General features: G+C 30.9%; 23 protein-coding genes. 8 read left to right on the forward strand and 15 right to left on the reverse strand.

All coding sequences use genetic code 11. The annotated features are described in order from the left end of the window. Nucleotides 1-64: 64 nt before the first annotated feature. The 3 genes from ABD766_RS05250 to ABD766_RS05260 are packed head-to-tail and all read right to left on the reverse strand — an operon-like array spanning nt 65 to nt 4324. The gene (locus ABD766_RS05250) at nt 65-3214 is read right to left on the reverse strand and encodes a UvrD-helicase domain-containing protein (RefSeq protein WP_344815681.1); all 3150 of its coding nucleotides are present in this window, start codon (nt 3212-3214) and stop codon (nt 65-67) included. Further along, the gene (locus tag ABD766_RS05255; RefSeq protein WP_344815682.1) at nt 3207-3806 is read right to left on the reverse strand and encodes a hypothetical protein; all 600 of its coding nucleotides are present in this window, start codon (nt 3804-3806) and stop codon (nt 3207-3209) included. The genes ABD766_RS05250 and ABD766_RS05255 overlap by 8 nt, the downstream gene beginning before the upstream one ends. Continuing rightward, complete coding sequence (locus tag ABD766_RS05260; protein WP_344815683.1) at nt 3803-4324, reverse strand: GNAT family N-acetyltransferase; 522 nt, start codon at nt 4322-4324, stop codon at nt 3803-3805. Before ABD766_RS05260 ends, ABD766_RS05255 begins: the two co-directional genes overlap by 4 nt. A 115-nt stretch (nt 4325-4439) precedes the next feature. Between ABD766_RS05260 and ABD766_RS05265 the strand changes: the two genes are divergently transcribed. Further along, the gene (locus tag ABD766_RS05265; RefSeq protein WP_344815684.1) at nt 4440-5045 is read left to right on the forward strand and encodes a superoxide dismutase; all 606 of its coding nucleotides are present in this window, start codon (nt 4440-4442) and stop codon (nt 5043-5045) included. A gap of 415 nt (nt 5046-5460) precedes the next feature. Here the strand turns inward: ABD766_RS05265 and ABD766_RS05270 are convergent, their stop codons facing one another. From ABD766_RS05270 to purN, 6 genes are all read right to left on the reverse strand, one after another. After that, a complete protein-coding gene (locus ABD766_RS05270) occupies nt 5461-7359 on the reverse strand; it encodes an amidophosphoribosyltransferase (RefSeq protein WP_344815685.1) in 1899 nt (632 codons plus the stop codon). Nucleotides 7360-7432: 73 nt separating this feature from the next. After that, nucleotides 7433-8356 carry a PfkB family carbohydrate kinase gene (locus tag ABD766_RS05275; RefSeq protein ID WP_344815686.1) on the reverse strand — a complete coding sequence of 308 codons (924 nt, stop codon included), beginning with the start codon at nt 8354-8356 and terminating at the stop codon, nt 7433-7435. A gap of 143 nt (nt 8357-8499) precedes the next feature. After that, nucleotides 8500-10215, reverse strand: a complete 1716-nt coding sequence (locus ABD766_RS05280; protein ID WP_344815687.1) for an alpha/beta fold hydrolase — start codon at nt 10213-10215, stop codon at nt 8500-8502. Between the two features lie 310 nt (nt 10216-10525). Next, the gene (locus ABD766_RS05285; RefSeq protein ID WP_344815688.1) at nt 10526-11194 is read right to left on the reverse strand and encodes a lecithin retinol acyltransferase family protein; all 669 of its coding nucleotides are present in this window, start codon (nt 11192-11194) and stop codon (nt 10526-10528) included. A 72-nt stretch (nt 11195-11266) separates the two neighbouring features. After that, a complete protein-coding gene (gene rnhA, locus ABD766_RS05290) occupies nt 11267-11746 on the reverse strand; it encodes a ribonuclease HI (RefSeq protein ID WP_344815690.1) in 480 nt (159 codons plus the stop codon). A gap of 9 nt (nt 11747-11755) precedes the next feature. Next, the gene (purN, locus tag ABD766_RS05295; RefSeq protein ID WP_344815691.1) at nt 11756-12325 is read right to left on the reverse strand and encodes a phosphoribosylglycinamide formyltransferase; all 570 of its coding nucleotides are present in this window, start codon (nt 12323-12325) and stop codon (nt 11756-11758) included. Nucleotides 12326-12500: 175 nt separating this feature from the next. On the opposite strand from purN, the gene ABD766_RS05300 reads away from it, so the two are divergent. The 6 genes from ABD766_RS05300 (at nt 12501) to ABD766_RS05325 (ending at nt 17820) form a co-directional block, all read left to right on the forward strand. Beyond that, nucleotides 12501-12737 carry an acyl carrier protein gene (locus tag ABD766_RS05300; protein ID WP_007137004.1) on the forward strand — a complete coding sequence of 79 codons (237 nt, stop codon included), beginning with the start codon at nt 12501-12503 and terminating at the stop codon, nt 12735-12737. Between the two features lie 176 nt (nt 12738-12913). Next, nucleotides 12914-14167 carry a beta-ketoacyl-ACP synthase II gene (gene fabF / locus ABD766_RS05305; RefSeq protein ID WP_344815692.1) on the forward strand — a complete coding sequence of 418 codons (1254 nt, stop codon included), beginning with the start codon at nt 12914-12916 and terminating at the stop codon, nt 14165-14167. Nucleotides 14168-14173: 6 nt separating this feature from the next. Then, nucleotides 14174-14917: a ribonuclease III family protein gene (locus tag ABD766_RS05310; RefSeq protein ID WP_344815693.1), complete on the forward strand. Its 744-nt coding sequence runs from the start codon at nt 14174-14176 to the stop codon at nt 14915-14917. A 114-nt stretch (nt 14918-15031) separates the two neighbouring features. Beyond that, nucleotides 15032-15520 carry an IPExxxVDY family protein gene (locus ABD766_RS05315; RefSeq protein ID WP_344815694.1) on the forward strand — a complete coding sequence of 163 codons (489 nt, stop codon included), beginning with the start codon at nt 15032-15034 and terminating at the stop codon, nt 15518-15520. A gap of 3 nt (nt 15521-15523) precedes the next feature. Beyond that, nucleotides 15524-16954 carry a pyruvate kinase gene (gene pyk, locus ABD766_RS05320; protein ID WP_298303493.1) on the forward strand — a complete coding sequence of 477 codons (1431 nt, stop codon included), beginning with the start codon at nt 15524-15526 and terminating at the stop codon, nt 16952-16954. A gap of 110 nt (nt 16955-17064) precedes the next feature. After that, on the forward strand, nt 17065-17820 hold the full coding sequence (locus ABD766_RS05325; RefSeq protein ID WP_344815695.1) for a Bax inhibitor-1/YccA family protein: 756 nt from the start codon (nt 17065-17067) through the stop codon (nt 17818-17820). 72 nt (nt 17821-17892) lie between these two features. Here ABD766_RS05325 and ABD766_RS05330 read toward each other — a convergent pair whose 3' ends face one another. The 3 genes from ABD766_RS05330 to ABD766_RS05340 form a co-directional block, all read right to left on the reverse strand. After that, nucleotides 17893-18408 (reverse strand): PAS domain-containing protein, encoded by a 516-nt coding sequence (locus ABD766_RS05330; protein WP_344815696.1) that lies wholly within the window; start codon nt 18406-18408, stop codon nt 17893-17895. Nucleotides 18409-18491: 83 nt separating this feature from the next. Beyond that, nucleotides 18492-19574 (reverse strand): DNA polymerase IV, encoded by a 1083-nt coding sequence (gene dinB / locus ABD766_RS05335; protein ID WP_344815697.1) that lies wholly within the window; start codon nt 19572-19574, stop codon nt 18492-18494. Between the two features lie 4 nt (nt 19575-19578). Further along, nucleotides 19579-21603 (reverse strand): site-specific recombinase, encoded by a 2025-nt coding sequence (locus tag ABD766_RS05340; protein ID WP_344815698.1) that lies wholly within the window; start codon nt 21601-21603, stop codon nt 19579-19581. A gap of 88 nt (nt 21604-21691) precedes the next feature. On the opposite strand from ABD766_RS05340, the gene ABD766_RS05345 reads away from it, so the two are divergent. Beyond that, complete coding sequence (locus tag ABD766_RS05345) at nt 21692-22159, forward strand: CYTH domain-containing protein (RefSeq protein WP_344815699.1); 468 nt, start codon at nt 21692-21694, stop codon at nt 22157-22159. A 1-nt stretch (nt 22160) separates the two neighbouring features. On the opposite strand, the gene ABD766_RS05350 is transcribed toward ABD766_RS05345, so the two are convergent. The 3 genes from ABD766_RS05350 to ABD766_RS05360 all read right to left on the reverse strand — a co-directional run bounded on the left by ABD766_RS05350 (nt 22161) and on the right by ABD766_RS05360 (nt 26066). After that, a complete protein-coding gene (locus tag ABD766_RS05350; protein WP_344815700.1) occupies nt 22161-22652 on the reverse strand; it encodes a septal ring lytic transglycosylase RlpA family protein in 492 nt (163 codons plus the stop codon). 103 nt (nt 22653-22755) lie between these two features. Beyond that, nucleotides 22756-23187: a hypothetical protein gene (locus tag ABD766_RS05355; protein WP_344815701.1), complete on the reverse strand. Its 432-nt coding sequence runs from the start codon at nt 23185-23187 to the stop codon at nt 22756-22758. Between the two features lie 104 nt (nt 23188-23291). Next, nucleotides 23292-26066: a TonB-dependent receptor gene (locus tag ABD766_RS05360; RefSeq protein ID WP_344815702.1), complete on the reverse strand. Its 2775-nt coding sequence runs from the start codon at nt 26064-26066 to the stop codon at nt 23292-23294. Nucleotides 26067-26263: the final 197 nt, after the last annotated feature.

Consider the following 26263-nt stretch of genomic DNA (forward strand, 5'->3'; position numbering starts at 1 on the left):
TTCTTTTATCTATTTTCTTTTATCTATTTTCTTTTATCTATTTTCTTTTATCTATTTTCTGAAGCTACAAATGTAACACTTCAATTTCTTCTCCTATATATATGAGTGATTTTTTCTCTACTTTAAAACCCATATCTTCAATAGATTTTTGATAATTCTCGAGTTGGGTTTTGTGTTTTGGCAAATGTTGACCTGTTTTATAATCTAATAGAAACACTTTTTTATCTTTCGAAATCGACATTCTATCAGGTTTTACGATGTTTCCTTGCTTTTGGATGATGGTTTGCTCGTTCATCACTTTATATTCTTCCGAAAAGTAATCGGTTAGTTCTTTGTGATTTACAATTTCTGAAAGCGTTGCTAAAACTTCTTCTTTCTGACTTGAAATTATGAATCCGTTTTCGATGGCTTTTGTAATTGCCAAATCGATCTCGTTTTTAGTTTTTACAAATGCCAGAATTTCGTGAATAATATTTCCAAATTCAATTGCTTTTTGTTGTTTGGTATTCCACATTATGCTTTCGCGTTGCGCAATCTTGATGTTTTTCGGATTTAATGTTTCCGAAAGTTGCGGAATTGTTAATGCATTTGAAACGACTTCTTTAGTTTTAGAAATTTTTTCATTCGAACCAAATTCGTATTCCAATTGTTCTTGTTTGAAATCGCTTCCTAAAAATTCGATAAAGAACGTCGCCATATTATTAGGTAATTCTCCTTTGCTGTTTTCAGAAACCAATCCCGAAATTACATACAATTGTTCTTCGGCACGAGTTAAAGCAACATAAAGAACATTGATATTGTCTAATAAATCTTCTTCTTTTTTCTGATTGTAAACTTTTGATGCTTCTTCACCAAAATTCTCAACTTCTTTGTTTTTAGAAACCAATGCTTTTGGCAAACCAATTTGTTCTTCATCGGCTGTGATCCAAATTTTATCACCCAAATTTTGCGAATAATTTTGTTCTGCAAATGGAAAAATCACCACTGGGAATTCTAAACCTTTAGATTTATGAATCGTCATAATTCGAACGGCGTCATTTCCTTCAGGTGATGGAATGCTTAATTTCTCCAAATTGTTTTCCCAATAAATAAGAAAATCGGAAATTCCAGATTGCTTTTTCAAATCGTGTTCCAAAATCAAATCCAAGAAATATTGCACATAAGCATTTCGCTTTTCAATTGGAATCACTTTTGAAATTATGATTTCGGTTGCTTCATAAAGTGCCTTTTTTCGAATGTTTTGAAATGAAAAATCGACATCAATTTCGGTCAACCAATTTTGAAATTCCAATTCGTTTTTCAATTCCATTCCTTTGGCAATAAAATCGTGAACAGGTAATTTCTCTTGATGATTATTTGCTAAGTAATATAAGAAATTAGCTTTCGATTCTAAATCATTTGAATTTTTTAAATATCGCAATATATAAATACAAGTTTGCACTTCAGAAGAAGCACCAAACAACAAACTTTCAGAAGAAACTATCGGAATTCCATTTTCAATTAAATGATTAGCAATAGCAGTTCCTGGTTTTTTATTTCGTGTTAAAATTACAATATCTCTATAATTGAATCCGTTGGATTTTACTTTCAAAATAGTATTTAAAGTCGCTTCCAAATACAAATCGTTTTTGTCCAAACTATCTTCATCGGAAACTTCTTCTTTATCGATTTTTGGAATAAAACTCACATTTACATAACCGCCTTTTTTATCATTAAATTCTTGATGCGAATGGTTTTCATACAAATCTTTGTAATCTTCATTAGCAAATTTGGATGCTAAAAACTTGAAAAACTTATTATTAAAATCAATCACTTGATCATAACTTCGCCAATTAATTCCGAGTGGAAAAAGCTCTTTACTTGGATTCACAAACGGATTTTTATCTTTACTTAATTCGATAAACTGCTCTGCTTTTCCACCACGCCAACGATAAATAGATTGTTTTGGATCACCAACAATCATCAACGAACCTCGAGTTCCATCTAAATCCTCACTCGAAAGTGCGTTATCTATTAGCGGAATTAAATTCTGCCATTGCATTTCGGAAGTGTCTTGAAATTCGTCAATGAAAAAGTGTTTGTATTTTTCACCTAAACGTTCATAAATAAATGGCGCAGGTTGGTTTTGAATTTGCTCATTAATCAACTTGTTGAATTCAGCAATCGAAAGTATATTTTGCTCCTTTTGAATCTCTTGCAATTTATTACTCAAGGTATTCATCAACGAAAGTGGCGTGATGTTTTTTAAGAACGCTTCGTAGAAATTCTTCTTTTCAAATTTGGTATAAATTGATTTTAAAATGGCTAATAATTCAGGAATAATGTTTTCAATAATTGATTTATCCGAAGCTTTACTATTTATTTGAATATCTTCAAACTCATAAAACATTTTATTATTTGGATTGAACTGACCTTCTTTAATTTTATTCAAATGATTTGGAAAAGTTCCTCTTGAAAACGATTTTAAATCAATTCCATTTTTATCAATCAAAAGCAATACTTCTGTAGCTTGAGCGATAGTTTCGGCTTCAATTTCTTTACAAAATTCTACTAATTTGTTTTTGATTTCAACAAATTCAGCAATTGATTTATTATTAAAATGACTTATTTCTTCTCGATTATTTTCGTTTAAAATTAATTTGCCGGTTTCCATAATTTCACGCGAAACATCCCACGATTTATCATCGTCGGTTTTTTCCATCGTGAAATTCACAAGAAGATTGGTCAATGTTTCATCTTCGCCAGCTTGAGCAATTATGGCATCAACGGCTTCTGTTAAAAGGTTTTCGGTGTCAAGAGAAACATCGAACGTTATTGGTAAATTCAAATCGTGCGCAAAGGCTCGAATAACTTTATGAGTGAATTTATCAATAGTGGAAATATCAAAAGCAGCGTAATTATGAATCAGATTCTTAATAATACTTTTGGCTTTTTCTTTAATATCAAAAAGTGAAATTCCTGTTTCTGAATGAATGACTTGCATTAAACTCTGCGCTTTTTCGGTAGGATTATCTTTTGCAAATTCAGACAAACTATCTACCACACGACTTTTCATTTCGTGTACTGCTTTATTGGTAAACGTAATCGCGAGAATGTTGCGATAGGCATCTTGCTTCTTTGACAAAAGAATGATTTTGAGGTATTCTTTTACCAAAGTATAGGTTTTACCCGATCCTGCAGATGCGTCGTATATGGAGAAAGCTGGTTTAGTCATTTGATTTTTGATTGCTGATTAACGATTTTTGATTTTTTAAATATCTGTAAACAAAAACTAATAGAGTAAATTCTACTATTTTAACTAAAGCAGAAAGTACAATTTGCCACCAAGTAACTCCGAAACCATAATTATACAGAGTCCAACTGCTTGGTAAATAATCCCTCTGAAATGATGTGTAAACAATAACAAAGCGTTCAAAAGTTAAAATAAAAAATATACAAATAATTAATCGTAATAATAAATATTTTCTAACAAATTGAAATCTTAATAATTGAGTTAAGCCTAACCAAAATAGTGGTTGAAGCCATAATCCAAAAGAATATTTTCCAGTAAGTCTTCGAATAAATTGCGCTTTTTGTTCTTCGTCAAATTCAATAAAATAATTTAAAATTGATGCTAAAAACCAAACAATTCCATACAAAATTCCCAAAAAAACAATTGTTCTACAAGCGTATTTATCAAATTCTTTTAATAATTCATTCCTAAAAGAAAATAATAGCAATGTGAAAAGAATTATTGAATACCAACCAAAACCAATAATTAAATCAACCCTAATAAATTCCAGTAAAAAATCTAAAATTGTTGTCATTGTTTATTTATTTGATAAATATAATTCAATTTAGAATCTTCTCCGTAGTATTCCACTTCAAATTCGTCAATTTTTATTCCACCAATTTTTCCCATTGCTTTTTGAGAACGGATATTAAAAGCTCCTATATGAAAATAAATAGTGTCTACATATTGAAAAGCATAGTCCATCATAAGTTTTTTTAATGCTTTGTTGTAGCCGTTTCCCCAAAATTTTCTTCCTATGAAGGTGTAACCTATTAATATAGAATTGGTTTCTGGATTGTAATCATAAAATCTACTGCTGCCAATAGGTTCGTTTGTTGTTGCTTCTCTAATAAAAAATGCTCCTTTGGATTGTATTGCTCCTTCGAAGAAATTTTGAAAAACGTCTCTTTGATATCTTAATTTATTAGGATGCTGTTCCCAAACTAAAGGATCGGAAGCTACTTCATACAATTCTTCAAAATCATTTTCATGAAGCGGAACTAGTTTTATCAATTCGTTTTGCAAATGTTTGGGCTGAATATCAAATGTCATTTAGTTCTATTATAGGTTTTATCAATGTAATTATGTAAAAAAAGTATTTTCATTTACAAAGATAAATGTATAAATTTGAAATCAATTTTAGTATTAACTTATAACAAAAAATATCATGGCATTTGAATTACCACAATTACCTTACGCATACGACGCGTTAGAGCCACATATTGATGCAAGAACAATGGAAATTCACCATTCAAAACATCACAATGCATACACAACTAACTTAAATGCAGCCATTGCAGGAACAGATTTAGAAGGAAAATCTATCGAAGAAATTCTTAAAAATTTGGATATGACTAAAGCAGCTGTTAGAAATAATGGTGGCGGATTTTACAATCACAATTTATTTTGGACGGTTATGTCTCCAAATGGTGGCGGACACCCAAAAGGAGAATTACTTAATGCAATTGAAAAAGATTTAGGTTCATTCGACGAATTTAAAGCTGCTTTTGCAAAAGCTGGTGCAACTCAATTTGGTTCAGGTTGGGCTTGGCTTTGTGTAAAAGACGGAAAATTGGAAGTTTGCGGAACTCCAAACCAGGATAATACTTTAATGCCTGGCGTAGGATGTGGCGGAACACCAATTTTAGGAATGGATGTTTGGGAACACGCATACTACTTGCATTATCAAAACCGTCGTCCAGATTATATTGAGGCTTTCTTTAATGTAATTAATTGGGATGAAGTTTCTAGAAGATACGCTGAAGCTAAATAATACTTAGTCTTATAAAAATCAAAAACCGGTTGTGTGTGCAACCGGTTTTTTTTGTGTGTGAATTTTTAAAAAGACGTTCGCGAGAGCGAACGCCTTTTTGCCCCAAATCTACCATAAACTTAACCTACTAATTCTATGGTACTACAAACATAATAGGAAGACACCTACAAATGCAGTTAAAATGGCTTAATATATTGGGATGATAGGCAAATGAGAGTAAATAAACCTTTTTGAAAGTGGAACTTATAGAAAATAAAAAAGGTGAAATTTCTTTCACCCTTTTTGCCCCAAATCTACCATAAACTTAACCTACTAATGCTATGGTCCTCCAAAGATATATGGCGGTGTATTGTGTTTCAAAATATTATTGATGAATTACAATAATAATCGATGAAATACACTATTTATACTATTTTTAATAAGCTCTAGCGTCTTTTCCTTCGTAAAAGTTCATAAATGCTCTGTTTACAACACGATTTCCACCTGGTGTTGGATAGTCACCAGTGAAGTACCAATCACCTAAATTCTTCGGACATGCTATATGTAAATTGTCAACTGATTGAAAAATGATTTTTACTTCTGCTTTTATATCACTTGAAGTTAATAATTGAGCTATTTTATTTGATATTTCTATATCGCTAAATGGCGAATATATTTCTGTAACGTAATTAACTACTTCTAAGTCTTTTAAGTCTTCTTGAGCTTTGCATTTTTTATAAACTTCATCAACTATTTTATACTGATTTCGCTCTTTTAAAAGTTCTATTGCTGCTTGAAATGCTACCAGTCCTTCCAACTTTGCCATATCAATTCCGTAGCAATCTGGATAACGAATTTGTGGTGCTGAGGAAACAACAACTATTCTTTTTGGATTTAATCGATCCATCATTTTGATGATACTCATTTTAAGAGTTGTACCACGAACGATACTATCATCAATAATTACCAAATTATCGGTTGGTTTAATAACTCCATAGGTAACATCATAAACGTGTGCAACCAAATCATCACGGTTGGCATCATCAGTTATGAATGTTCTTAATTTGGCATCTTTAATTGCGATTTTTTCAGTTCTGATTTTTACAGATAACAATTCTTCCAAAGAGTCTTTGGTTAGCTTTTTTCTATTGTCAAGAATGAACTTGTTTTTTCTTTGATTCAAGAAATCATTAGCCGCTTCCACCATTCCGTAAAAAGAGGTTTCGGCTGTATTTGGAATATAAGAGAAAACCGTGTTGTCCGTATCATTTTCAATCGCTTCAAGAACCGCTGGAAGTATTAATTTTCCTAACTCTTTTCGTTCTTGATAAATTTCAGCATCACTTCCTCTTGAAAAATAGATTCTCTCAAACGAACAAGCTTTTTTAACTGTTGGAACAATTATTTCTTCTTCGGTGACAGTTCCGTTTTTCTTAATGATTAATGCGTTTCCTGGTTGCAATTCTTGCACTTTGTCAAAAGCAACGTTGAAAACGGTTTGAATAACTGGTCGTTCTGAAGCTACTACAACAATTTCATCATCTTCATAGAAATAAGCTGGACGAATTCCTGCAGGATCTCTAAATACAAAAGCGTCTCCATGTCCAAAAAGTCCTGCCATTGCATAACCTCCATCCCAACCTTTGGAAGCACGTTTTAATATTTTGGCAATAGGAAGTTTTTCAGCAATTACTGGTGAAGCTTCTCTTTTGGATAATCCGTTATTTTTACATTCTTGGTATAAATCGGTAACTTCATCATCAAGAAAATGTCCGATTTTCTCCATTACGGTCACCGTATCCGCCATTTCTTTTGGATGTTGTCCTAATTCTACTAGACTATTGAAAAGTTCTTTAACATTCGTCATGTTGAAATTTCCGGCAACGATAAGATTTCGGTGCATCCAATTATTTTGACGCAAAAATGGATGAACACTTTCGATGCTGTTTTTTCCAAAAGTTCCGTAGCGAACATGACCAAGAAATAATTCTCCAATGTATGGAATATTAGCTTTTTGAAGCGCAACATTATCAACGTATTCTGGATGTAATGTCAACTCTTCATTTACACGTTCATTAATTTGTTTGAAAACATCTTGAATCGCTTGAGCATCATTAGAACGAACTCGACTGATGTAACGTTCGCCTGGTTCAACATCAAGTTTAATCGATGCAAATCCAGCTCCATCTTGACCGCGATTGTGTTGCTTTTCCATCAAAAGATACATTTTCTGTATTCCGTAGAAAGCCGAACCGTATTTCTCTTTGTAGAATTCTAACGGTTTTTTTAATCGTAAAAGTGCAATTCCACATTCGTGTTTGATTGCGTCACTCATTGTATTGTAGTTGTTTAGTTGTATGTTGTATTTTCTAATAAAAATGCCCCGAAAATTTCGAGGCATAAATTTATTATAATTCTATATCAAAATGTGTTAAAGCTTTGAATTGTTTCAATCTTTCTTGCACTTCTTCTTTTTTCAATGATTCCATTCTTTCTGTTCCGAATTTTTCTACGCAGAATGATGCTAAGTTAGAACCTTGGATAATCGCAGTTTTCATAGTATCGAAAGAAACATCGCCTTGTTGTGCAATATATCCTGAGAAACCTCCTGCAAAAGTATCTCCTGCACCTGTTGGATCAAAAACGTCTGCTAATGGTAATGCTGGTGCGAAGAAAATATGTTCATTGTGAAATATTAACGCTCCGTGTTCTCCTTTTTTAATCACTACATATTTTGGTCCCATTGTATGAATTTTAGCTGCAGCTTTCACTAAAGAATATTCTCCTGAAAGTTGGCGTGCTTCTTCATCATTGATTGTGATTACATCAACGCGTTTGATAACGTCTAATAATTCTGGCAAAGCACAGTCCATCCAAAAATTCATTGTGTCAAGAACAACCAATTTTGGTGTTGATGTCATTTGATTCAAAACACCTGATTGAACTAATGGATGTAAGTTTCCTAACATTACTACTTCGGCATTTTTAAAATCTTGAGGAACTACAGGATTGAAGTCGGCAAGAACATTTAATTCTGTTGCTAAAGTATCTCTAGAGTTCATATCGTTATGGTAACGACCGCTCCAAAAGAATGTTTTTCCTCCTTTTACGATTTCAATTCCTGAGATATCGATGTTTCTTGCTGTCAATAAATCTAAATATTCTTGTGGAAAATCTTCACCAACAACCGAAACAATTCCTGATTTTACATTAAAATGCGAAGCTGAAAGTCCGATAAACGTTGCAGCACCACCAAGAATTTTATCTGTTTTTCCAAAAGGAGTTTCGATAGCGTCAAAAGCAACCGTTCCTACTATTAAAAGTTTGTTCATTTTTACGTTTTCAAATTAAAGGTGCAAAGATAAACTTTAGTTTAGAAGTTTAAAAGAATTTGATGTTTAAAGTTTTGTGTGGTTTATAAGTAAAAATGCCTCAGAAATTTCTAAGGCATTTTGTAAATTTTAAAATTAATATGTTATTGTTTAATAACTTTTACTGATTTAGTTATTTCTTCATTACTAATTTTTAAAGTATAAATTCCTATTGGAAAATCATTCATATCTATTTCTTGATTTGATGAAATTGTATTTGATGAAATTTTCTGGCCTAAAACATTATATATTTCAACATAATCAAAATTGCTTTCTGACTTAATATTTACTTTTGAATTTGTTGGATTTGGATAAATTGAAAAAGTATTGTCAACCAAATTATCATCAGTAGATAAAGTGTTTTGAATAGTAAATGTATAAGGAAATTGATAACTTGTTGATACTGGAGTGGAGTAGAACTCTAAATAATATTGACCTGAATTTAATGATGTTGTAAATGGACTTGTTGAACTTGACGCAACTGTATTAGTGTAAACTTGATTTAAACTTGTATCTAATATTCTAAAAAATAAATTATTTGAAAAAGAATTATTGATTGATATGTTAAATGAACCATTACTTGGCATAGTAAATTTATAATCATCATAATCAAAAGGATAACCATTAACAGGTTGTTGAGTTATAAATCCTTTATATTCTTGGTTAAATGCAATATTATACCCCAATAAATATTCATTTGGTTCATCAAGTCCTTGCATACTTACTGGAATTGCTTGTGGTAAATCTGAATGTAAACCAATAAATGTGCTATTTGCTGATGCAGTATAAATAAATTCATTTTTTGGTAATGGTAATGTATAAAAATTGCTCAAATTTGCATTTACACTTCGTACAATTCCATCACCTTCAATAGTTCCTTGTAGTAAAAAGCAGTTTGTACAAACACCAATAATGTATGCGTAATCCAAATTATTATATAAACTTTTTTGATTTAAGCCAGTGATTAAAGTATTGTCATTGTTGCTTGAATTACAATTGATATCATTGTTATAAAAATTAGTTCCAATTGTAGTGGAGTTTTCAATTCCGCCATATAAAAACACTCCATTGTTAGAATTTGAATATTCTTTTCTTAAATCTCTATATGCTTCAGATTGCGAGTCAATTCCTGTAATTAGTCCAGCGTTTGTTCCTGTATAACCTCCGTGTGGAGTTCCAGTTGTTATAAGTTTTGCAACGTGATGGTTTCCATCAGGTTGCCAATTTATTGGGTTTTGAAGATATTCTCTTGATGCCAAACCACCCATACTATGTCCCATTAAAATAACTTTATCTCGCCCAGTTTTTTGCATAACAATTTGGATAGCATATTTTAAAGCTACGCCTTGTTTTGCAATTGCGGCTTCATTACTCAATACATCAGTAAAGTTTGCATTACTAGGAAGTCTTCCAAGATTATCAATGTCAAAGTTTAATAAGTAAAAATCTGCAACTGATAAGTCTGTATTATAATCAGTATATAAAGCAATGTCAGCTCCAGAAGTTGGATATAAGTTTTTATTTGAAAGTAGATTGTTTCCATCATCATTTAGGCAAAAATCAATTCTACCTCCAAAACTTAATCCACTATTTATAAGTTGAGTTCCTAAATCAGTCCAAACAGCAGAATTAGAATTTAATCCGTGAATAAAAATTATTGGATAAGGTAACTTCTGATTAATTGTTAGTGAATTCCTTTCAAGTAAATTTTGGTTATTAATTTCTACTTCGACAGCTTTTTGTTTTGCGATTAAATTTTGAGCTTTTGCTATTGAAAAACTAAATGCAATCAGTAACGTAAAAAGTAATTTTGTTTTCATAAAAGTTTTTTTTAAGTTTTGGTAAAAATAAAGAGTCCTATTTATTCTGTTTTACGGAAAACCGTAAAATAATTTTTTTTAAATTAAAAAGCGTGGAACAATTACTATTACTCGTCATTGAGGTGGTCGAATACCCGAGAACAAAGTAAAGTAAAGTCCACGCCCAAACGTGAACATTTACTTAAACTTCCTGCTCTCATTAAAGTTTCGACCTTTCAATGACAGTTGTTTAGCAAATGCTATTATTTATGTATTGATTCTTTTTTATTTCATTTTTTAAATTTATTGTTTTTGATATTGTAAAAAAATTCTATTTTAATTCTTCTATATTTTTTATTATTTTCTTAATTTTTATTGAATCTTCTTTAAGTGTCTTTTTAATATTAATTTCTTGATAATTTGATTTATAATCCAAATATGTTGCAAATATATTCAACAAAGGAGTTAAAATCTCAACAATATTTTTTATTGCATCACTTTTATTATCTCCTGTAATACAGTAGTTTGCAAAATGAGCGCAATTAAAATTTGTTAATGAATAATGTTTAAATTGTATTTCCTTAGCTCTTTCAATTATCTCACTAAACATTATGTTTTCAGGTTTTTTCTTAATTTGAAGTTTTTTGATGTTATGTTTAGATAAAAATGTTTCTAAATTAACAATTCCAATATTTCTTTCCTGATTATTATCTAGTATCAATATTTCATTATTTAATTCTCCTAAAAAAATTCCATAATGATTAAAATCTAAATTACAATCAGAATTAATAACTTCTAGTGGTCTAAATAAAATATCTCCAGCTTTAATTATTCCGATTTCTGTATTTATTTCAAATATTGAAATGGATTCTATTTTTTCAAACAACTCTTTAAAAAAAATTTCTTTAGAAACTTTGTTCATGTTTTGAATTATAAATCTATTTTTATTTATAATATTTAATTGTTTTTCATTCAATAAAGGGTCAAATATTTTCTCCATATCACAATTTATTTTATAAGCAATTAAACTTTCTATAAAACATTTACAAATTTACAATAAATCTTAATTAAATCACAACAACTTCGCCTCTTCATTTTCATAAAAAGCATCAATTGATAAATTGGGTAAACCCGAAGCATAAACCGCTAATTCATCGCAACGTTCGTTCTGTGGATGATTGTTGTGTCCTTTAATCCATTTGAAATCTACTTGATGTTTTCGGTAAATTTTTAGAAAGCGTTTCCATAAATCAGAGTTTTTTCTGTTGGCAAATCCTTTTTTCTCCCAACCTAAAACCCATTTTTTCTCTACAGAATCCACAACATATTTAGAATCAGAAATTACTAAAACCTTCATATTTGGATTTTTTAGTTTTTCTAAACCTACAATTACGGCAAGAAGTTCCATTCTATTGTTGGTAGTTAATCGAAAACCTTCGTAGAATTCTTTTTTATGTGGTGTGCCAACCAATTCCATAACAACGCCATAACCACCGTTTCCAGGATTTCCTTTGGCTGCGCCGTCGGTGTAGATGTGGACTTCGTGTGACATGGTTGCGAGTTACGAGTTGCGAGTTAAAAGTTTTTCAATTACTTCAGGAAAATACTGGTATTCCAAAACGTGAATTTTATCGGCAATTTCTTCTGCGGATTTGCAATCTTCAATATTTACTGATTTTTGAAAAATGAATTCGCCTTCATCATAATGTTCGTTTACATAATGTATGGTGATTCCTGTTTCTTTTTCTTTATTTTCTAAAACGGCTTGGTGTACATTCATTCCGTACATTCCTTTTCCGCCATAATTGGGTAAAAGAGCTGGATGAATGTTGATTACTTTATTTGGATAGGCTTTTATAATATGCTCAGGAAATTTCCATAGAAATCCTGCAAGAACAATTAAATCAGGTTGAATTTTGTTTAATCTTTCTAAAACAATTCCTTCATTTAGCTCTTGTCTATTGAAAACTTGAGAAGGAACGTTTAAGTTTTTTGCTCTTTCTAACACTTTGGCATTAGGATTGTTAGTGAAGACTTCGAATACGTTCACAAGATTTTTTTTATTGAAATGTAATATGATATTCTCGGCGTTAGAACCCGATCCAGAAGCGAATATTACTATTTTACTCATTTACCTGTAATTTTTATTACGCAAAAAAAAGAATAATAAATGATAATAAATAATATAAATGAGGTCTTTGTAAAATTATTTTTTTAATTTCGTATTCACATTTATTAACTAAAAGGTGGATTTAAAATAAAGTTTTTTATTTTTGCCAACAATTTAAATTTTAAAATTAAAGATTATGTCAGACATTGCATCAAGAGTTAAAGCGATTATCGTAGACAAATTAGGCGTTGACGAGAATGAAGTTGTAACAGAAGCAAGCTTCACAAACGATTTAGGAGCTGATTCATTAGACACTGTTGAGCTTATTATGGAGTTCGAAAAAGAATTTGATATTCAAATTCCAGACGACCAAGCAGAAAACATTGCTACTGTAGGTCAAGCTATTTCTTACATCGAAGAAGCAAAAAAATAATAAAATAAAACACCCGTACACTATAAATGTGTGCGGGTTTTTATTATTTTTAAAAAAATTAGACTATTTTTGATTGAATTTCAATCACACTATATTGAAATACCCTTGTCTCTTTAAGTTCAAATTATAAAGAAAACAGGGTATTATTTGTTTAAAATACATTTAAAAAAAATTATATGCAATTAAAGCGTGTTGTTGTAACTGGTCTTGGAGCATTAACTCCTATTGGAAATTCCATCCAAGAATATTGGGATGGTTTAATTAATGGAAAAAGTGGTGCTGCTCCAATAACATATTACGATACTGAAAAGCATAAAACAAAATTTGCTTGCGAAGTAAAAAACTTCAATATCGAAGATTACATGGATCGTAAAGAATCGCGTCGATTAGATAAATTTTCTCATTATGCTATTGCTGCAAGTGACGAGGCTATAAAAGATGCTGGAATTACTCATGACAACGTAAACAAACATAGAGTTGGAGTAATTTGGGGTGCAGGAATTGGCGGTTTAGAAACTTTTCAAGAAGAAGTGATGTACTATGCCAAAGGCGATGGAACTCCAAAATTCAATCCATTCTTTATCCCAAAAATGATTGCCGATATTGCTCCAGCTCATATTTCAATGAGAAATGGCTATATGGGTCCAAATTATACTACTGTTTCTGCTTGTGCATCATCTGCTAATGCAATGATTGATGCTTTCAATTATATTCGTTTAGGAATGTGTGATGTAATTATCACTGGAGGTTCTGAAGCGGCTGTAACTATTGCAGGAATGGGCGGATTTAATTCAATGCATGCTTTATCTACTAGAAATGAAAGTCCAGAAACTGCTTCGCGTCCATTTGATGCTACTCGTGATGGTTTTGTTCTTGGTGAAGGTTCAGGTGCTATTGTTTTAGAAGAATACGAACATGCAAAAGCTCGTGGTGCAAAAATTTATTGTGAAATTGGCGGTGGTGGAATGTCATCGGATGCTTATCACTTAACTGCTCCACATCCAGAAGGAATTGGTGTAATTGCAGTTATGGAAAATACACTACGTGATGCAGGAATGACTCCAGAAATGGTAGATCATATCAATACACACGGAACTTCAACTCCACTTGGTGATGTTGCAGAATTGAAAGCAATTAGTCATGTTTTTGGTGCTCATGCTAAAACCATTAACATCAATTCAACAAAATCAATGACAGGTCATTTACTTGGAGCTGCAGGTGCGATTGAAGCAATTGCCGTTATTTTGGCAATGAAACACAGTATCGTTCCTCCAACAATTAATCATACTGTTGTAGACGAAAATATTGATCCATCGTTGAATTTAACTTTAAACAAACCGCAAAACAGAGAAATCAAAGTGGCTATGAGTAATACTTTTGGCTTTGGTGGACACAATGCTTGTGTGTTATTTAAAAAATTAGAAGAATAAGTTTTCATGCGATTACTTAAAAAAATATTTACCCGAAATTCCCGTCCTTCAGAAGGCGGGAATTTTTTTGTTGCTATTGAAAAAATTATTGGTTCAAAACCAGTTAATCTAAAATTCTACGAAAAAGCATTTACCCATCGTTCTTCTAATAAATTGGATGCCAATGGAAATCCTTTAAATTATGAACGTTTGGAATTTCTTGGAGATTCCATGTTGAGTTCTGTCATCGCTGCACATTTATATAAAGAAGCTCCGCTTGGTGACGAAGGTTATTTAACAAAAATGCGTTCTAAAATTGTAAGTCGTGAACATTTGAATGAACTTGGTCGTGATTTACATCTCATTGATTATGTTGAAAGTAAGGTTCCTTCTTCCCATTTTGGAGAAAATATTCATGGTAATATTTTTGAAGCTTTGGTTGGAGCCATTTTTCTTGATAAAGGTTATGCCGGTTGTGAAGAATTTATTCAGAAAAGAGTTATCATTCCTTATGTAGATATTGCTCGATTGGAAGGAAAAGTAATAAGTTACAAAAGTTTGGTCATTGAATGGTGTCAAAAAGAGAAAAAGCAATTCAATTTTGATGTTTTCGACGATAATGGAAACGATGGTCAACGTTATTTTGGAGTAAAATTGAGTATTGATGATAAAGTAATTGCAAAATCGAGAGCAACTTCTAAAAAGAAGGCAGAAGAAATTGCTTCAAAACGTGCTTATTTTGCATTTCAAGAAAAAATTAACAAAATTTAATGTAAATTCTCATAAAGCTATAACGTTTTCGTTTATAAAATAACGTTAATCTAATACTTCATTGGTGTTTTGAATTTCTATAAACACTATATTTACAACTTATTTTGGCACAAAATGGGTAATCTTAAACTATCTATTGAGGAATTTGAAGAAGACGATTTTTTTATTATCGCCATTCATACTCCATTGGAAGATTATCGTTTGGCTTATTTTTTAAATCTGAATCTTGAGATTTTTTTAAGTAAAAATAAAAATGATATTGAATCTCAAGTAAAAGAGGGAAAAACGTCTTTTGCAAGGTTCACTTTTGAAGACAAAGAAAAATTCATCAAGTGGGATTTGGTTCAAAATAAAAACGAAATCGAGATCGTTGAAAATAGTAATCAGCAAGATTTGTTTTCCGGATTTAAAAATAAATTTTCTGCATCGGCTTTTTTATTGCCAGAATACAAAAAAGTAGATTATTTTCTTAAAATAGAAAATGCAGAAAAGGAAATAGAAATTGATACAATCGTTTCAAAAATAAATAGTATCGAAAGTGTAAAAATGGTTTATGCTATCGATTCTGAAAATATAAAATCAAAAAATAATTTAATTTTTTAAAAAATGCCAACAAGAAAAAAGACTAAAATTGTAGCCACGTTAGGTCCAGCTTGTAGTTCAAAAGAAGTCATTAGAGACATGGTTGAAGCCGGAGTAAATGTATTTAGAATTAACTTTTCTCATGCCGATTACACCGATGTTAAAGAACGAATCGATATTATTAGAGAATTAAATGCCGAATACGGTTACACAACAGGAATTCTTGCCGATTTGCAAGGTCCGAAACTTCGTGTAGGAGTAATGAGTGAAGATGTTGTTGTAAATCCAGGTGATATTATTACATTTCAAACCGCAGAGGACATTCCTGGTACAAAAGAACGTGTTTACATGAACTATAAAGAATTCCCAAGTGATGTAAATCCAGGTGAAAAAATTCTTTTGGATGATGGAAAGTTAATGTTTGAAGCTTTAGAAACTAATGGAACAACCGAAGTAAAATGTAAAGTTATTCAAGGTGGACCATTGAAATCTAAAAAAGGAGTAAATCTTCCTAATACTAAAGTTTCACTTCCGGCGCTTACTAAAAAAGATATAAAAGATGCACTTTTTGCTATTGAACAAGATGTGGATTGGATTGCCTTATCGTTTGTAAGAACTCCGGCCGATTTAGAGGAATTGCAAGATTTAATTGCTAAAAATTCTGATCATAAAATTCCAATTATAGCAAAAATTGAAAAACCAGAAGCGGTTGAAAATATTGATAAAATTGTTGCTTTTTGTGATGGTTTAATGGTTGCTCGTGGTGATTTAGGTGTTGAAATTCCAGCACACGAAGTTCCTTTGATTCAAAAGAAATTAATTCATAGAGCTAAAACGGCTCGTATTCCTGTAATTGTGGCAACACAAATGATGGAAACGATGATTACAAGTTTAACTCCAACAAGAGCAGAAGTAAATGACGTTGCCAATTCGGTTATGGATGGTGCAGATGCTGTAATGTTATCAGGTGAAACTTCTGTTGGAAATTATCCAGTTCAAGTAATTGAAAAAATGACTCAAATTATTGAAGCTGTAGAAGATTCTCCGCTAATTCAAGTACCATTAACGGCACCGCAAGTTAGAACAAAACGTTTTATTACCAAGTCTATTTGCTATCATGCAGCGTATATGGCAAATGAAATTAAAGCAAAAGCAATTTCTACATTAACTAATAGTGGTTATACAGCTTTTCAGATTTCGGCTTGGCGTCCATCGGCACATATTTTGGTTTATACTTCTAACAGAAGAATTCTAACTCAATTGAACTTACTTTGGGGTGTAAATGCATTTTTCTATGATAAGTTTGTAAGTACAGACGACACTGTAGAAGACATTAACCACATTGCAAAAGAAAATGGATATGTTAAAAAAGGTGATATTCTAATCAATCTTGCAGCAATGCCTGTTGTTGATAAAGGAATGGTAAACACTTTAAGAATTTCTGAGATAGAATAAATCTCATTTAAAAATAAATCAAAAGGATTATTGAAATAGTTAAATATTTTGATAATCCTTTTTACATTTCAAAAGAAAAAGTATATTTGAACAACTAAATTAAATTAATTATGGAATCAAAAAACCCGTTTTTTAAGACAAAAACATTCTCTAATACTTCTGCGGCGAATGATAACGTAAGCGTTATAGATTACAACGAAACAATGACGGTTTCAGGAACAATTAATAAAAGTTTTATTTTATTAATGTTATTAGTTGCCACAGCTTTTATCACATGGAATTTAGCTTTCAATGGTTATAATCCTATTGTTTTAACTATTGGTGGTGCCATTGTTGGTTTGATTTTAGTATTAATTTCAACTTTTAAACCGCATCTTTCTACTTATTTAGCACCAGCTTATGCTTTATTTGAAGGATTGTTTATTGGTGGAATTTCTGCTTTCTTTGAAGCAAGTTATCCAGGTTTAGTAATTCAAGCCGTTGGTGGAACATTTGTTACGTTTTTAGTTTGTTTTGCATTATACAAATACAACATTGTAAAAGTTAATGAAAAATTCAAATCGATAGTGATTGCTGCTACGTTAGCTATTGGTGTATACTACTTAGTATCTTGGTTATTATCAATGTTTACAAGCTTTCAACCAGTTCATTATGGAAATTCTATGATGAGTATTGGAATCAGTGTTTTTGTAATTGTAATTGCCGCTTTAAACCTATTTTTAGATTTTGATCAAATAGAAAAAGGTGCACAAGAAAGAATGCCGAAATTCATGGAATGGTATGGCGCAATGGGATTAATGGTAACTTTAGTATGGTTATATATTGAATTTCTAAGATTATTATCAAAAATATCAAGTAGAGATTAATTAGTATTTTACCTATAAAAAAAAAGCGTTCAAGATTTTTGAACGCTTTTTTTGTGGTTATTTTTTTAAAATCTATGCCGCTATTTTTTCAAAAGCTATAAAATTAGTGAGTTTGCCGTTAATGTCAAAAACTGGAAATCCTTTGATGTGGCATTTATACAAAGCTCCATCTTTGCAATAATTTAAAATTACCTTATCAAAAGGTTGCTTTGCCTTAACTGCTTCGCTAATCTCTTTAGATATTTTCTCATTGGTAAGTTTACCTTGAAACATTTTTGGTGAATTTCCAATCACTTCATTTGGAGTATAACCATTCATCTCCACCATATTTTTAGAAGCAAAAACTATTGACAATTGTGCATCAGTAACTACAATGACAGTATCACTAGTAAGTTCTTCTTTGTAATCCCAAGTGGTGTTCCATTTATTATCTTTTACAATTCTATTTAATAAATTGGCATCTGAAAGTGTCAGTCTAAATTTGTCAAAACTTTTAGAATAGAAATCCCAACAAGTTAGTGGAAAGCTATTTATAGACAGACTATTATAGTGTTTTGCGATGGCATTTTCGTAATTTGAAAGTTTCATTTTTTAATCAATTTGAGGCAAATCTAAACTGATTTTTCAAAAACAAACACTTTCTTTCAAAGATTAACTTTTGTTGAACGATTTTAAAACTCAAATCGCAACTGAACTACAACTGTTTTCTTTATTTCTGTATTCAAATTATTAAGCGAAATTCCGAGTAATCGAACCGAATCTTTCATTCGTTCTTGGTAAAGCAATTCTTTGGCAGTTTCAAACAGCAAACCTTTATCTGAAATGAAATAAGGCAAGGTTTTACTTCTTGTTTGTGTAGTAAAATCGCTGTATTTAATCTTTAATGTGACCGTTTTACCAGAAATGTTGTATTTCTTTAATCGTTTCTCTAATTCGGCTGCAATGCGTTCTAAACGTTCTTGCATAAAGATTTCTGAAGTCAGATTTTCATTAAATGTATGTTCAGCAGCAACTGATTTAGAAATTCTATTTGGTTTAACTTCACTATTGTGAATTCCGCGAACGATATTGTAATAAAACCCACCACTTTTTCCGAAATGTTGTTCTAAATATTCTTTGGTTTTAGATTTTAAATCTTTTCCTGTGAAAATTCCGTGATGGTACATTTTTTCAGTAGTTACTTTTCCGATTCCGTAGAATTTTTTGATGTCTAGTTTTTCTAAAAAATCTTCAACTTCATCAGGATTTACCGTTTTTTGTCCGTTGGGTTTGTTGTAATCACTTGCTATTTTGGCAACAAATTTATTTACAGAAATTCCTGCTGAAGCTGTTAATCCAACTTCTTCAAAAATTCGTTTTCTAATTTCTTGAGCAATTAAAGTAGCACTCGGATTTCCTTTTTTGTTTTGAGTAACATCTAAATAGGCTTCATCTAACGAAAGAGGTTCTACCAAATCAGTATAATCGTGAAAAATCTTTCTTATTTTATTAGAAATCTCTTTATATCGGTCAAATCTTGGTCGGACAAAAATTAATTCAGGACAATTTCTCTTAGCTTGAATACCGCTCATGGCACTTCTTACACCAAATTTTCGTGCTTCATAACTTGCTGCAGAAACGACACCTCTAACTTCACTTCCACCAACAGCTAATGGTTTTCCTTTTAATTCAGGATTATCCATTTGTTCAACAGAAGCGTAAAAAGCATCCATATCGACGTGAATTATTTTTCGATATTTAACCTCAAGTTCCATTATTTTAGTTTTTTACTGGAAAGAAAAACGCCATTGGTCTTTCTTTGAAATAACTCCAAATAGCTTTGTTCAATAGTGAAATTTCAGAAATTGGTATGTTTCTAGATCGAAATGCCAATCCTAAGGAAAGAGAAAAACTCACAATAAAGTTTATGAATCCAATAATTCCAATTCCGAAAATTGACCAAAAAATAGTCCATCCATCTACAAAGAAATTCTGACCATACAATCCTAAAGCAAAGTTTCCGCTTGCGAAAGTTATGTGTCGAATGTCTAAGTTTAAACCAAAAAACAATCCAAGAGAAGCTGTACTTCCTAAAAAAACACCAAACCAGCCATTAGAAACCACACCAGCCCAATTTCTCTCAAACCAATTGGCAATTTTTTGGGTACGTTCTTTTCCTAAACTGAGTTTTAATAAAGGATGTTCTTGAATTCTGTAATAAACATTATTGTGTTTGTTTTTATTGGAAACATTGCCAGAAATAATTCCTGATAAGAAAAGAAAAACACCAGCAATAGCAGCATGAAAGATAGCTGCAGATTGAATTGGATTTAAATCATTTAATAATTTAGAAGATTTTTCAAAAGCAATATTTACATCAAAAGCCACATCAATAAGCCAAATAATTAATAATGAAACCGGAAAAGCAATAAGAACATTTCCAACAAAGGCTATGAATTGAGAACGAAATAATCTTGCAAATAAATGTGCGAAAGAGCTGTGTTTACTTTCATTTTTGTTCATTTTTTTCATACCAGAATCCAAAGCTGTTGTAATAGTTGACGCTGTCATTGCTGGTTGTTTTGTAGCTAAAGTAAATCCTAATAAATAAATGGCTATAAAACCTAAAGAATAATTCAAACTGTATAAAAAAGCATGGCCAAAACTACTAGTATCCACTTTTGAAAATAGTAATTTTATAATGCAAAGTATTCCAACAATAATTCCACCGCCAACAGAAGCTTTTAGCATCGAAAAATATTCTTTAGAAGATTCTGTAATGTAATGCTCACCAGTTTTGGCTGTATGTTGGGTTATTTCGTAAGAAATTAATTGTGTGCTTTCTCCTATTAGTTGACGGATATTATTTTTGTGACAGTTGTACTTAATTAACTTTAAAGCCAAATTAATAGTATTCCCAATCTTTTCAGAAGGATTATTTACTGTTAAAAGTGGAAGCAAAATTTTTAATCGATACAATTGTTGTCTAATTTTAAGTAGACTTTGGTTTACACGTAATGATATTCCGAACTTCGAACTATTATTGAAAGCTTTGTCAATGTATTCATCACATTGTTTATGAAGAACTAAGGCTTGTTTATAGTTTTCATTATCTGATGAAATATAATGCTTTTCAGAAGTTCTAATTTGATTAAAAATAGTGTACAATTCTTTTTCTAAAGCAACAAATGGACTTTCTTGATTACTATATTCTGGAGTCATCATAATTACTTCGCTATCCATAGCGTGACCACTCATTCTTTGCGAAAGCAATCCCATAGCACTCATGATTTCAGATAAAGGTGCATTTTCATTCGTTGAAGCATAAATATCAGTCAAATCGATAAGTTCAAATAACTCTTTGAGCTCTTCTTGTGGGATTTTGGTTACCCAAATGGCATCAGAACTGAGATAAAAAACTTGATTTAAAACAAATTCTAAAGTGTCTTCTTGAGGTTGAAAAGGTAATATTTTGGCGAAAATTCGTTTTTTAACCTCGTATATAAAATCGGTATTTTGAAGAATTCCAGCGTCAGATAAAAAGTTGGTAAACTTTCTGTTTTTTAAAATGGACGTTAGATAATTATTGAAAAAGTTTTTCTGAGAAGGGTTTTCTTTTAAGAAATTTATTAACTCAGAAATAGAGACAACTTCAACCGCTTTAGGATTATTTGGACGGAAAAGGTGAACTAAATCCACAAGAAAATACAAATCGTTTCTAGATTCGGAAAAAACATGCGTTAAATTTTTTTCAAATAACTGTTCTAACGTGATTTGAGATTTTATTTTGTGGCGTAAATTCATGACAACTTTATAATTATTGTAAAAATACAATTTCAAAGTTAGAATTTTCTTAACTTGGTACTAAATTTAACATCAACCATTTTCTGTAATGATAGAAATAGAACGCAAATATTTAGTTACTTCTTTAGAATTTTTAAATGAATATTCGACTAAAAATGAGATTGCACAAGGTTATCTATGTTCTAACCCAGAACGCACTGTAAGAATCAGAATAAAAGGAAATAAAGGATTTATTACTATCAAAGGAATTGGCAGTGAAAGTGGTGTTTCACGTTTTGAATGGGAAAAAGAAATTGAAATTGAAGAAGCAAAATCACTTTTAAAATTGTGCGAAAGAGGTGTAATTGAAAAAACCCGATACGAAGTAAAATCAGGAAAGCACATCATTGAAATTGATGTATTTCACGGAGAAAACGATGGCTTAATTCTTGCTGAAATTGAATTAGAAAACGAAAACGAAGCAATTTTAAAACCCAATTGGTTAGGAACAGAAGTTACTAATGATGAAAGATATTACAACGCTTATTTAAGTCAAAATCCTTTTAAAAATTGGTAATTTATTTTTGAAGTATTTCAATTGTTACAACAACTGCTCCAGATCTTTTGTTGTTAACGATACTCATAAAGGCTCTTTTAGACAAATCTATTTCTCTTCCTCTCACAAATGGTCCTCTGTCGGTTACCTCAACGATTACAGATTTTCCATTCAACTCATTAGTTACCTTTAAAATGGTTCCAAAAGGAAGTTTTTTGTGAGCTGCTGTTAGTTTTGTACTATCGTATTTTTTACCACTTGCCGTTTTTCTGCCATTAAATTTATCGGCATAATAAGACGCATGAGCTTTGTTTTTATAAGGTTTAAACTTTCCTTTATAAACTAAAGTGCTATCTATTTCAATAGTTTCAGATACAATATTATCTTTTTTTATGGAATCTGTTTTCTGTTTTTTTAAATCTCTTAAATTTCCGTTTTGAGCTTTAAAAGATAAACTTGAAAAGAACATTAGGAAACATAAAAAAAATAAAAGTATTGGTGTGCTTTTTTTCATAATAGTAAAACTTAAGACCAAAAATAATACCAAATTACCAATTTGTAAGTAGTAGTAATTTGACATTGCTAAAAAAAGTCCTTTTCAGGACTTGCTTTTTATTTTATAACCATAATTTCCAAGGAATTCTTATTAGAATTAAAACCAAACCTAAACCATAAAATAAAGTTATTGATTTGAATTTAGATTCATTTGTAGCTCCTTTTTTATGTTTAGACCATCCAATAGTAATCAGTGTAATTGCAATTATATTGGTTAATGGATGTTCTAACATCGTTAATCTTAATTCTGGAATTTTCATTGCTCCTTCAGTAGAAAATGCTTTCATTCCAACTTCAGAAATAAAATACAAAATCAAGCCAACTACCAATTGTATGTGAGTTGTTATTAATGCAAAAAGAGCAATTTTTCGGTCTTTAGCAGTAAATTCTTTTTTGGAAGTCATTCCTATAACTGAATTAACAACTGCAAATACTAATAATAAAAGTGCTAAATATGCCCAGCCAGAGTGAAATTTTTGAACGAAATTATACATGTAAATTTATTTTTTGTTTTAACAAATATAGAAAAAAAAGAATAAAAAAACGGCACTCTTAATTAAGAATGCCGTTTTTTAATATTAATTTTAAACTTGTTTAACTAGAAGTTGTAAGTAATTCCGAAGTTCCAAGTTCTACCAAAACCAAACCATACTCTGTTAGCATCAGCTACTCCATTGTATGTTCTACCCAACTGGTTGTATGTTTGACCTCCACTTGCTACGTCGTCTGCAAAGATGTTAGTTTGTGATTCAAGGATAAAAAATTCATCAAATAAGTTGTCTACATTTAATGTTAAACTAACTGAATCTTTTTTACCACTTCCCACAGCTAATTTATAGTTTAAACCAGCATCAAAAACATAATAAGATGGCAATTGTAAAGTTCCTTTGTTTATTTGATTACTGAAACTTGCTGGATTAATATCAGCATACAATTTATCATAATAGTTTCCTGTAATATTGAACTTAAATTTAGGTATAAATTCATAATCCAATCCAAGTGATGATGTTAATTGTGCTGCACTTCCAACTCTAACGTTATCTAAATAAACCTTAGTTCCAGTAGCAATAATTTCATTTTGATTGTTGAATGTATCACCTGTTGATTCTCCTTTGTAAGACCAATCTCCAATTGAAAACATACCATTAATTCTTAATGTAGCAATTGGCTTATAATTAAAGTCTAATTCTGCACCTTGATGTAATTGGCTAACTCCATTGAACACAAAATAACCTTGAGGATTACTAGGTGCAGTATCACCTCTACTTGTAAATCTGTCGTCCCATTGTGTTCTGTAAACATTAACGTTAGCATTAAATTTAGGAGATCTAAATCCGTAACCAGCTTCAATACCTAATATTTTCTCATTAACAACGTCATCATTTACTAAATTTCTACTATTTGGGAAAATAGCATCAATAAATGGTTGTCTTGAATAATAACCAACGTTAGCAAATACATTATGCTTGTCATTAAGATTGTAATTAGCTCCTAACTTGATATTTCCACCTAATCTGTTTTGTTTTTCTGATGTTTGAACTGGGTCGGCATTTGTATATAAAAATCTATCTACTCTTTGAAAATCTTGATTAGAAATTGCTCCTTGAACAAAAGCGGTTAATTTTTCTGTAGCATATTCTGCTTGTGCAAATCCTCCAATCCAATTTACTAAACCATCCCAATCTCTATCGACAATGGTGTTTTTAGTAGCATTAAAGAATGGGTTTAATGAAGGAGAAGCTACAAAAGTTTCGTTAGTATAGAAAGGATTGTTATTAACATTTCTTGTATCCTTGTAGAAATCTGCTCCAAGTAAGTCATTAACATTTCTTACATGGATCCCTTTATAAGTTCTGTAATCAATACCTGCATCAATTGTTATTTTATCAAACTTTTTATTAATGTTCATAATACCTCCAAACCAGTTGTGAGAGTTTATTCCAGAAATCATTGAAATACCATTTGATGCTGTATTTACGTTACCAAAACCAGCTTCTGGAGCTTTAGATGTATTTACAGTACCTGTAAAATTAGCATTTGGAATTGTAATTATTTGTCCTTGATTGTATTGACGAATTAATTCATAATTTACCAAACCATTAGCATCTCTTAATCGGTTATTAGCATAATTTAGATTAGTTGTACCTGCTACAACATTACCGAATGCACCTGAACCTCCACCACGGCCCCATGAACCATAAACTAATGCATTTAATTTAGTTGTACTATTGATATCCCATTCCCAATTTAATGAACCTACTGGTTTATGATAGAAGTTTCTTCTTACGTTAAATTCCTTACCATCAAGATAACCCCAATCTTCATTCCATTTTCTATTCGGTTCACCATTTTCACCTCTATTGATGTATCTTTGAATTGTTATACCTGTACTTCTTTGGTGATGCCATTGAGGAGCACCTGTAAAAGTAAATTCAAGATTGTGTTTCTTATTTATTTCATATCCAAATGCTAAAAAATAATTTTGCCCTTCAAATTTTGTCCCATCTACATATCCGTCTCCTCCTGTTGAACTCATTAAGATAGATGCAGAAAGTCCATTTTTCATTTTTCCAGTTGAATAGGTAGCTACAAATTTACGATAGTCGTCATTTCCAGTCATTGCATTAACAAAACCACCTTCTTTTCTTTGTGAAGATTTAGTTACAATGTTAATAGTTCCTCCTACTGAAGAAATTGCAAGTCTAGAAGAACCTAAACCTCTTTGTACTTGCATTGAGCTTGCAACATCTGATAATCCTGCCCAGTTACTCCAAAAAACTCTACCGTTTTCCATATCATTAACAGGCATACCATTAATCATTACGGCAATATTTTCTTGTCCGAAACCTCTTACTGTTATTCTAGAATCACCAAAACCACCACTACCTTTAGAAGCATATACAGATGGTGTTGTATTTAATATCTCAACAAACTCTTTGTTACCTAATTTTTGTTGTATTTCTGCGGCTTTTATTGTAGATACTGCAACTGGAGTTTTTCTGTCTTTTGCAATATCAAAAAGTGAAGATCCTTTAATAACTACTTCTTCCAATTGACTTGCATCAGAAGCTAATTTTATTGATCCTAAATCAACAGTTTCTCCATTTTTAACTGTGAAATTAACTGTTTGTGTTTTGTAACCGATGTAAGATATAACCACTTGACCAGTTGAAGCTGTAGTACTTAATGTAAATTTACCATAGATATCTGTTGAAGCGCCAGTTGAAGAACCTTTTACTACTACATTTACACCAGGTAACCCTGCGTTTAATTCACTGTCTAATATTGTTCCTTTAATTTTTCCTTGAGAAAACATTACTGTTGCCATCAAAAGAAACATTACTGAAAATAAATTAGTTGTAACTTTTTTCATGTTGCTTTGGTTTTTAAATTATTGGTGCAAAATTGTAACTTTATTACTTTATGAGTGTTAAGTTAATGTTAACAAAGTGTTTTTTGTTACGTTTTTCTTAGTCAATTTTATTTTATGAAATTTTTTTTATGAAAAAACTAATTTTTTAAGACAATCAATAAAAAAACCTCAATATTTTTACATATTAAGGTTTAAAT

The sequence above is a fragment of the Flavobacterium cheonanense genome (genome assembly GCF_039539185.1).
GTDB classification, from domain to species: domain Bacteria; phylum Bacteroidota; class Bacteroidia; order Flavobacteriales; family Flavobacteriaceae; genus Flavobacterium; species Flavobacterium cheonanense.

Coding starts and splice junctions, on each gene's coding strand:
- ABD766_RS05250 (WP_344815681.1), bottom strand. CDS start 3,214: ATGACTAAACCAGCTTTCTCCATATACGACGCATCTGCAGGATCGGGT.
- ABD766_RS05255 (WP_344815682.1), bottom strand. CDS start 3,806: ATGACAACAATTTTAGATTTTTTACTGGAATTTATTAGGGTTGATTTA.
- ABD766_RS05260 (WP_344815683.1), bottom strand. CDS start 4,324: ATGACATTTGATATTCAGCCCAAACATTTGCAAAACGAATTGATAAAA.
- ABD766_RS05265 (WP_344815684.1), top strand. CDS start 4,440: ATGGCATTTGAATTACCACAATTACCTTACGCATACGACGCGTTAGAG.
- ABD766_RS05270 (WP_344815685.1), bottom strand. CDS start 7,359: ATGAGTGACGCAATCAAACACGAATGTGGAATTGCACTTTTACGATTA.
- ABD766_RS05275 (WP_344815686.1), bottom strand. CDS start 8,356: ATGAACAAACTTTTAATAGTAGGAACGGTTGCTTTTGACGCTATCGAA.
- ABD766_RS05280 (WP_344815687.1), bottom strand. CDS start 10,215: ATGAAAACAAAATTACTTTTTACGTTACTGATTGCATTTAGTTTTTCA.
- ABD766_RS05285 (WP_344815688.1), bottom strand. CDS start 11,194: ATGGAGAAAATATTTGACCCTTTATTGAATGAAAAACAATTAAATATT.
- rnhA (WP_344815690.1), bottom strand. CDS start 11,746: ATGTCACACGAAGTCCACATCTACACCGACGGCGCAGCCAAAGGAAAT.
- purN (WP_344815691.1), bottom strand. CDS start 12,325: ATGAGTAAAATAGTAATATTCGCTTCTGGATCGGGTTCTAACGCCGAG.
- ABD766_RS05300 (WP_007137004.1), top strand. CDS start 12,501: ATGTCAGACATTGCATCAAGAGTTAAAGCGATTATCGTAGACAAATTA.
- fabF (WP_344815692.1), top strand. CDS start 12,914: ATGCAATTAAAGCGTGTTGTTGTAACTGGTCTTGGAGCATTAACTCCT.
- ABD766_RS05310 (WP_344815693.1), top strand. CDS start 14,174: ATGCGATTACTTAAAAAAATATTTACCCGAAATTCCCGTCCTTCAGAA.
- ABD766_RS05315 (WP_344815694.1), top strand. CDS start 15,032: ATGGGTAATCTTAAACTATCTATTGAGGAATTTGAAGAAGACGATTTT.
- pyk (WP_298303493.1), top strand. CDS start 15,524: ATGCCAACAAGAAAAAAGACTAAAATTGTAGCCACGTTAGGTCCAGCT.
- ABD766_RS05325 (WP_344815695.1), top strand. CDS start 17,065: ATGGAATCAAAAAACCCGTTTTTTAAGACAAAAACATTCTCTAATACT.
- ABD766_RS05330 (WP_344815696.1), bottom strand. CDS start 18,408: ATGAAACTTTCAAATTACGAAAATGCCATCGCAAAACACTATAATAGT.
- dinB (WP_344815697.1), bottom strand. CDS start 19,574: ATGGAACTTGAGGTTAAATATCGAAAAATAATTCACGTCGATATGGAT.
- ABD766_RS05340 (WP_344815698.1), bottom strand. CDS start 21,603: ATGAATTTACGCCACAAAATAAAATCTCAAATCACGTTAGAACAGTTA.
- ABD766_RS05345 (WP_344815699.1), top strand. CDS start 21,692: ATGATAGAAATAGAACGCAAATATTTAGTTACTTCTTTAGAATTTTTA.
- ABD766_RS05350 (WP_344815700.1), bottom strand. CDS start 22,652: ATGAAAAAAAGCACACCAATACTTTTATTTTTTTTATGTTTCCTAATG.
- ABD766_RS05355 (WP_344815701.1), bottom strand. CDS start 23,187: ATGTATAATTTCGTTCAAAAATTTCACTCTGGCTGGGCATATTTAGCA.
- ABD766_RS05360 (WP_344815702.1), bottom strand. CDS start 26,066: ATGAAAAAAGTTACAACTAATTTATTTTCAGTAATGTTTCTTTTGATG.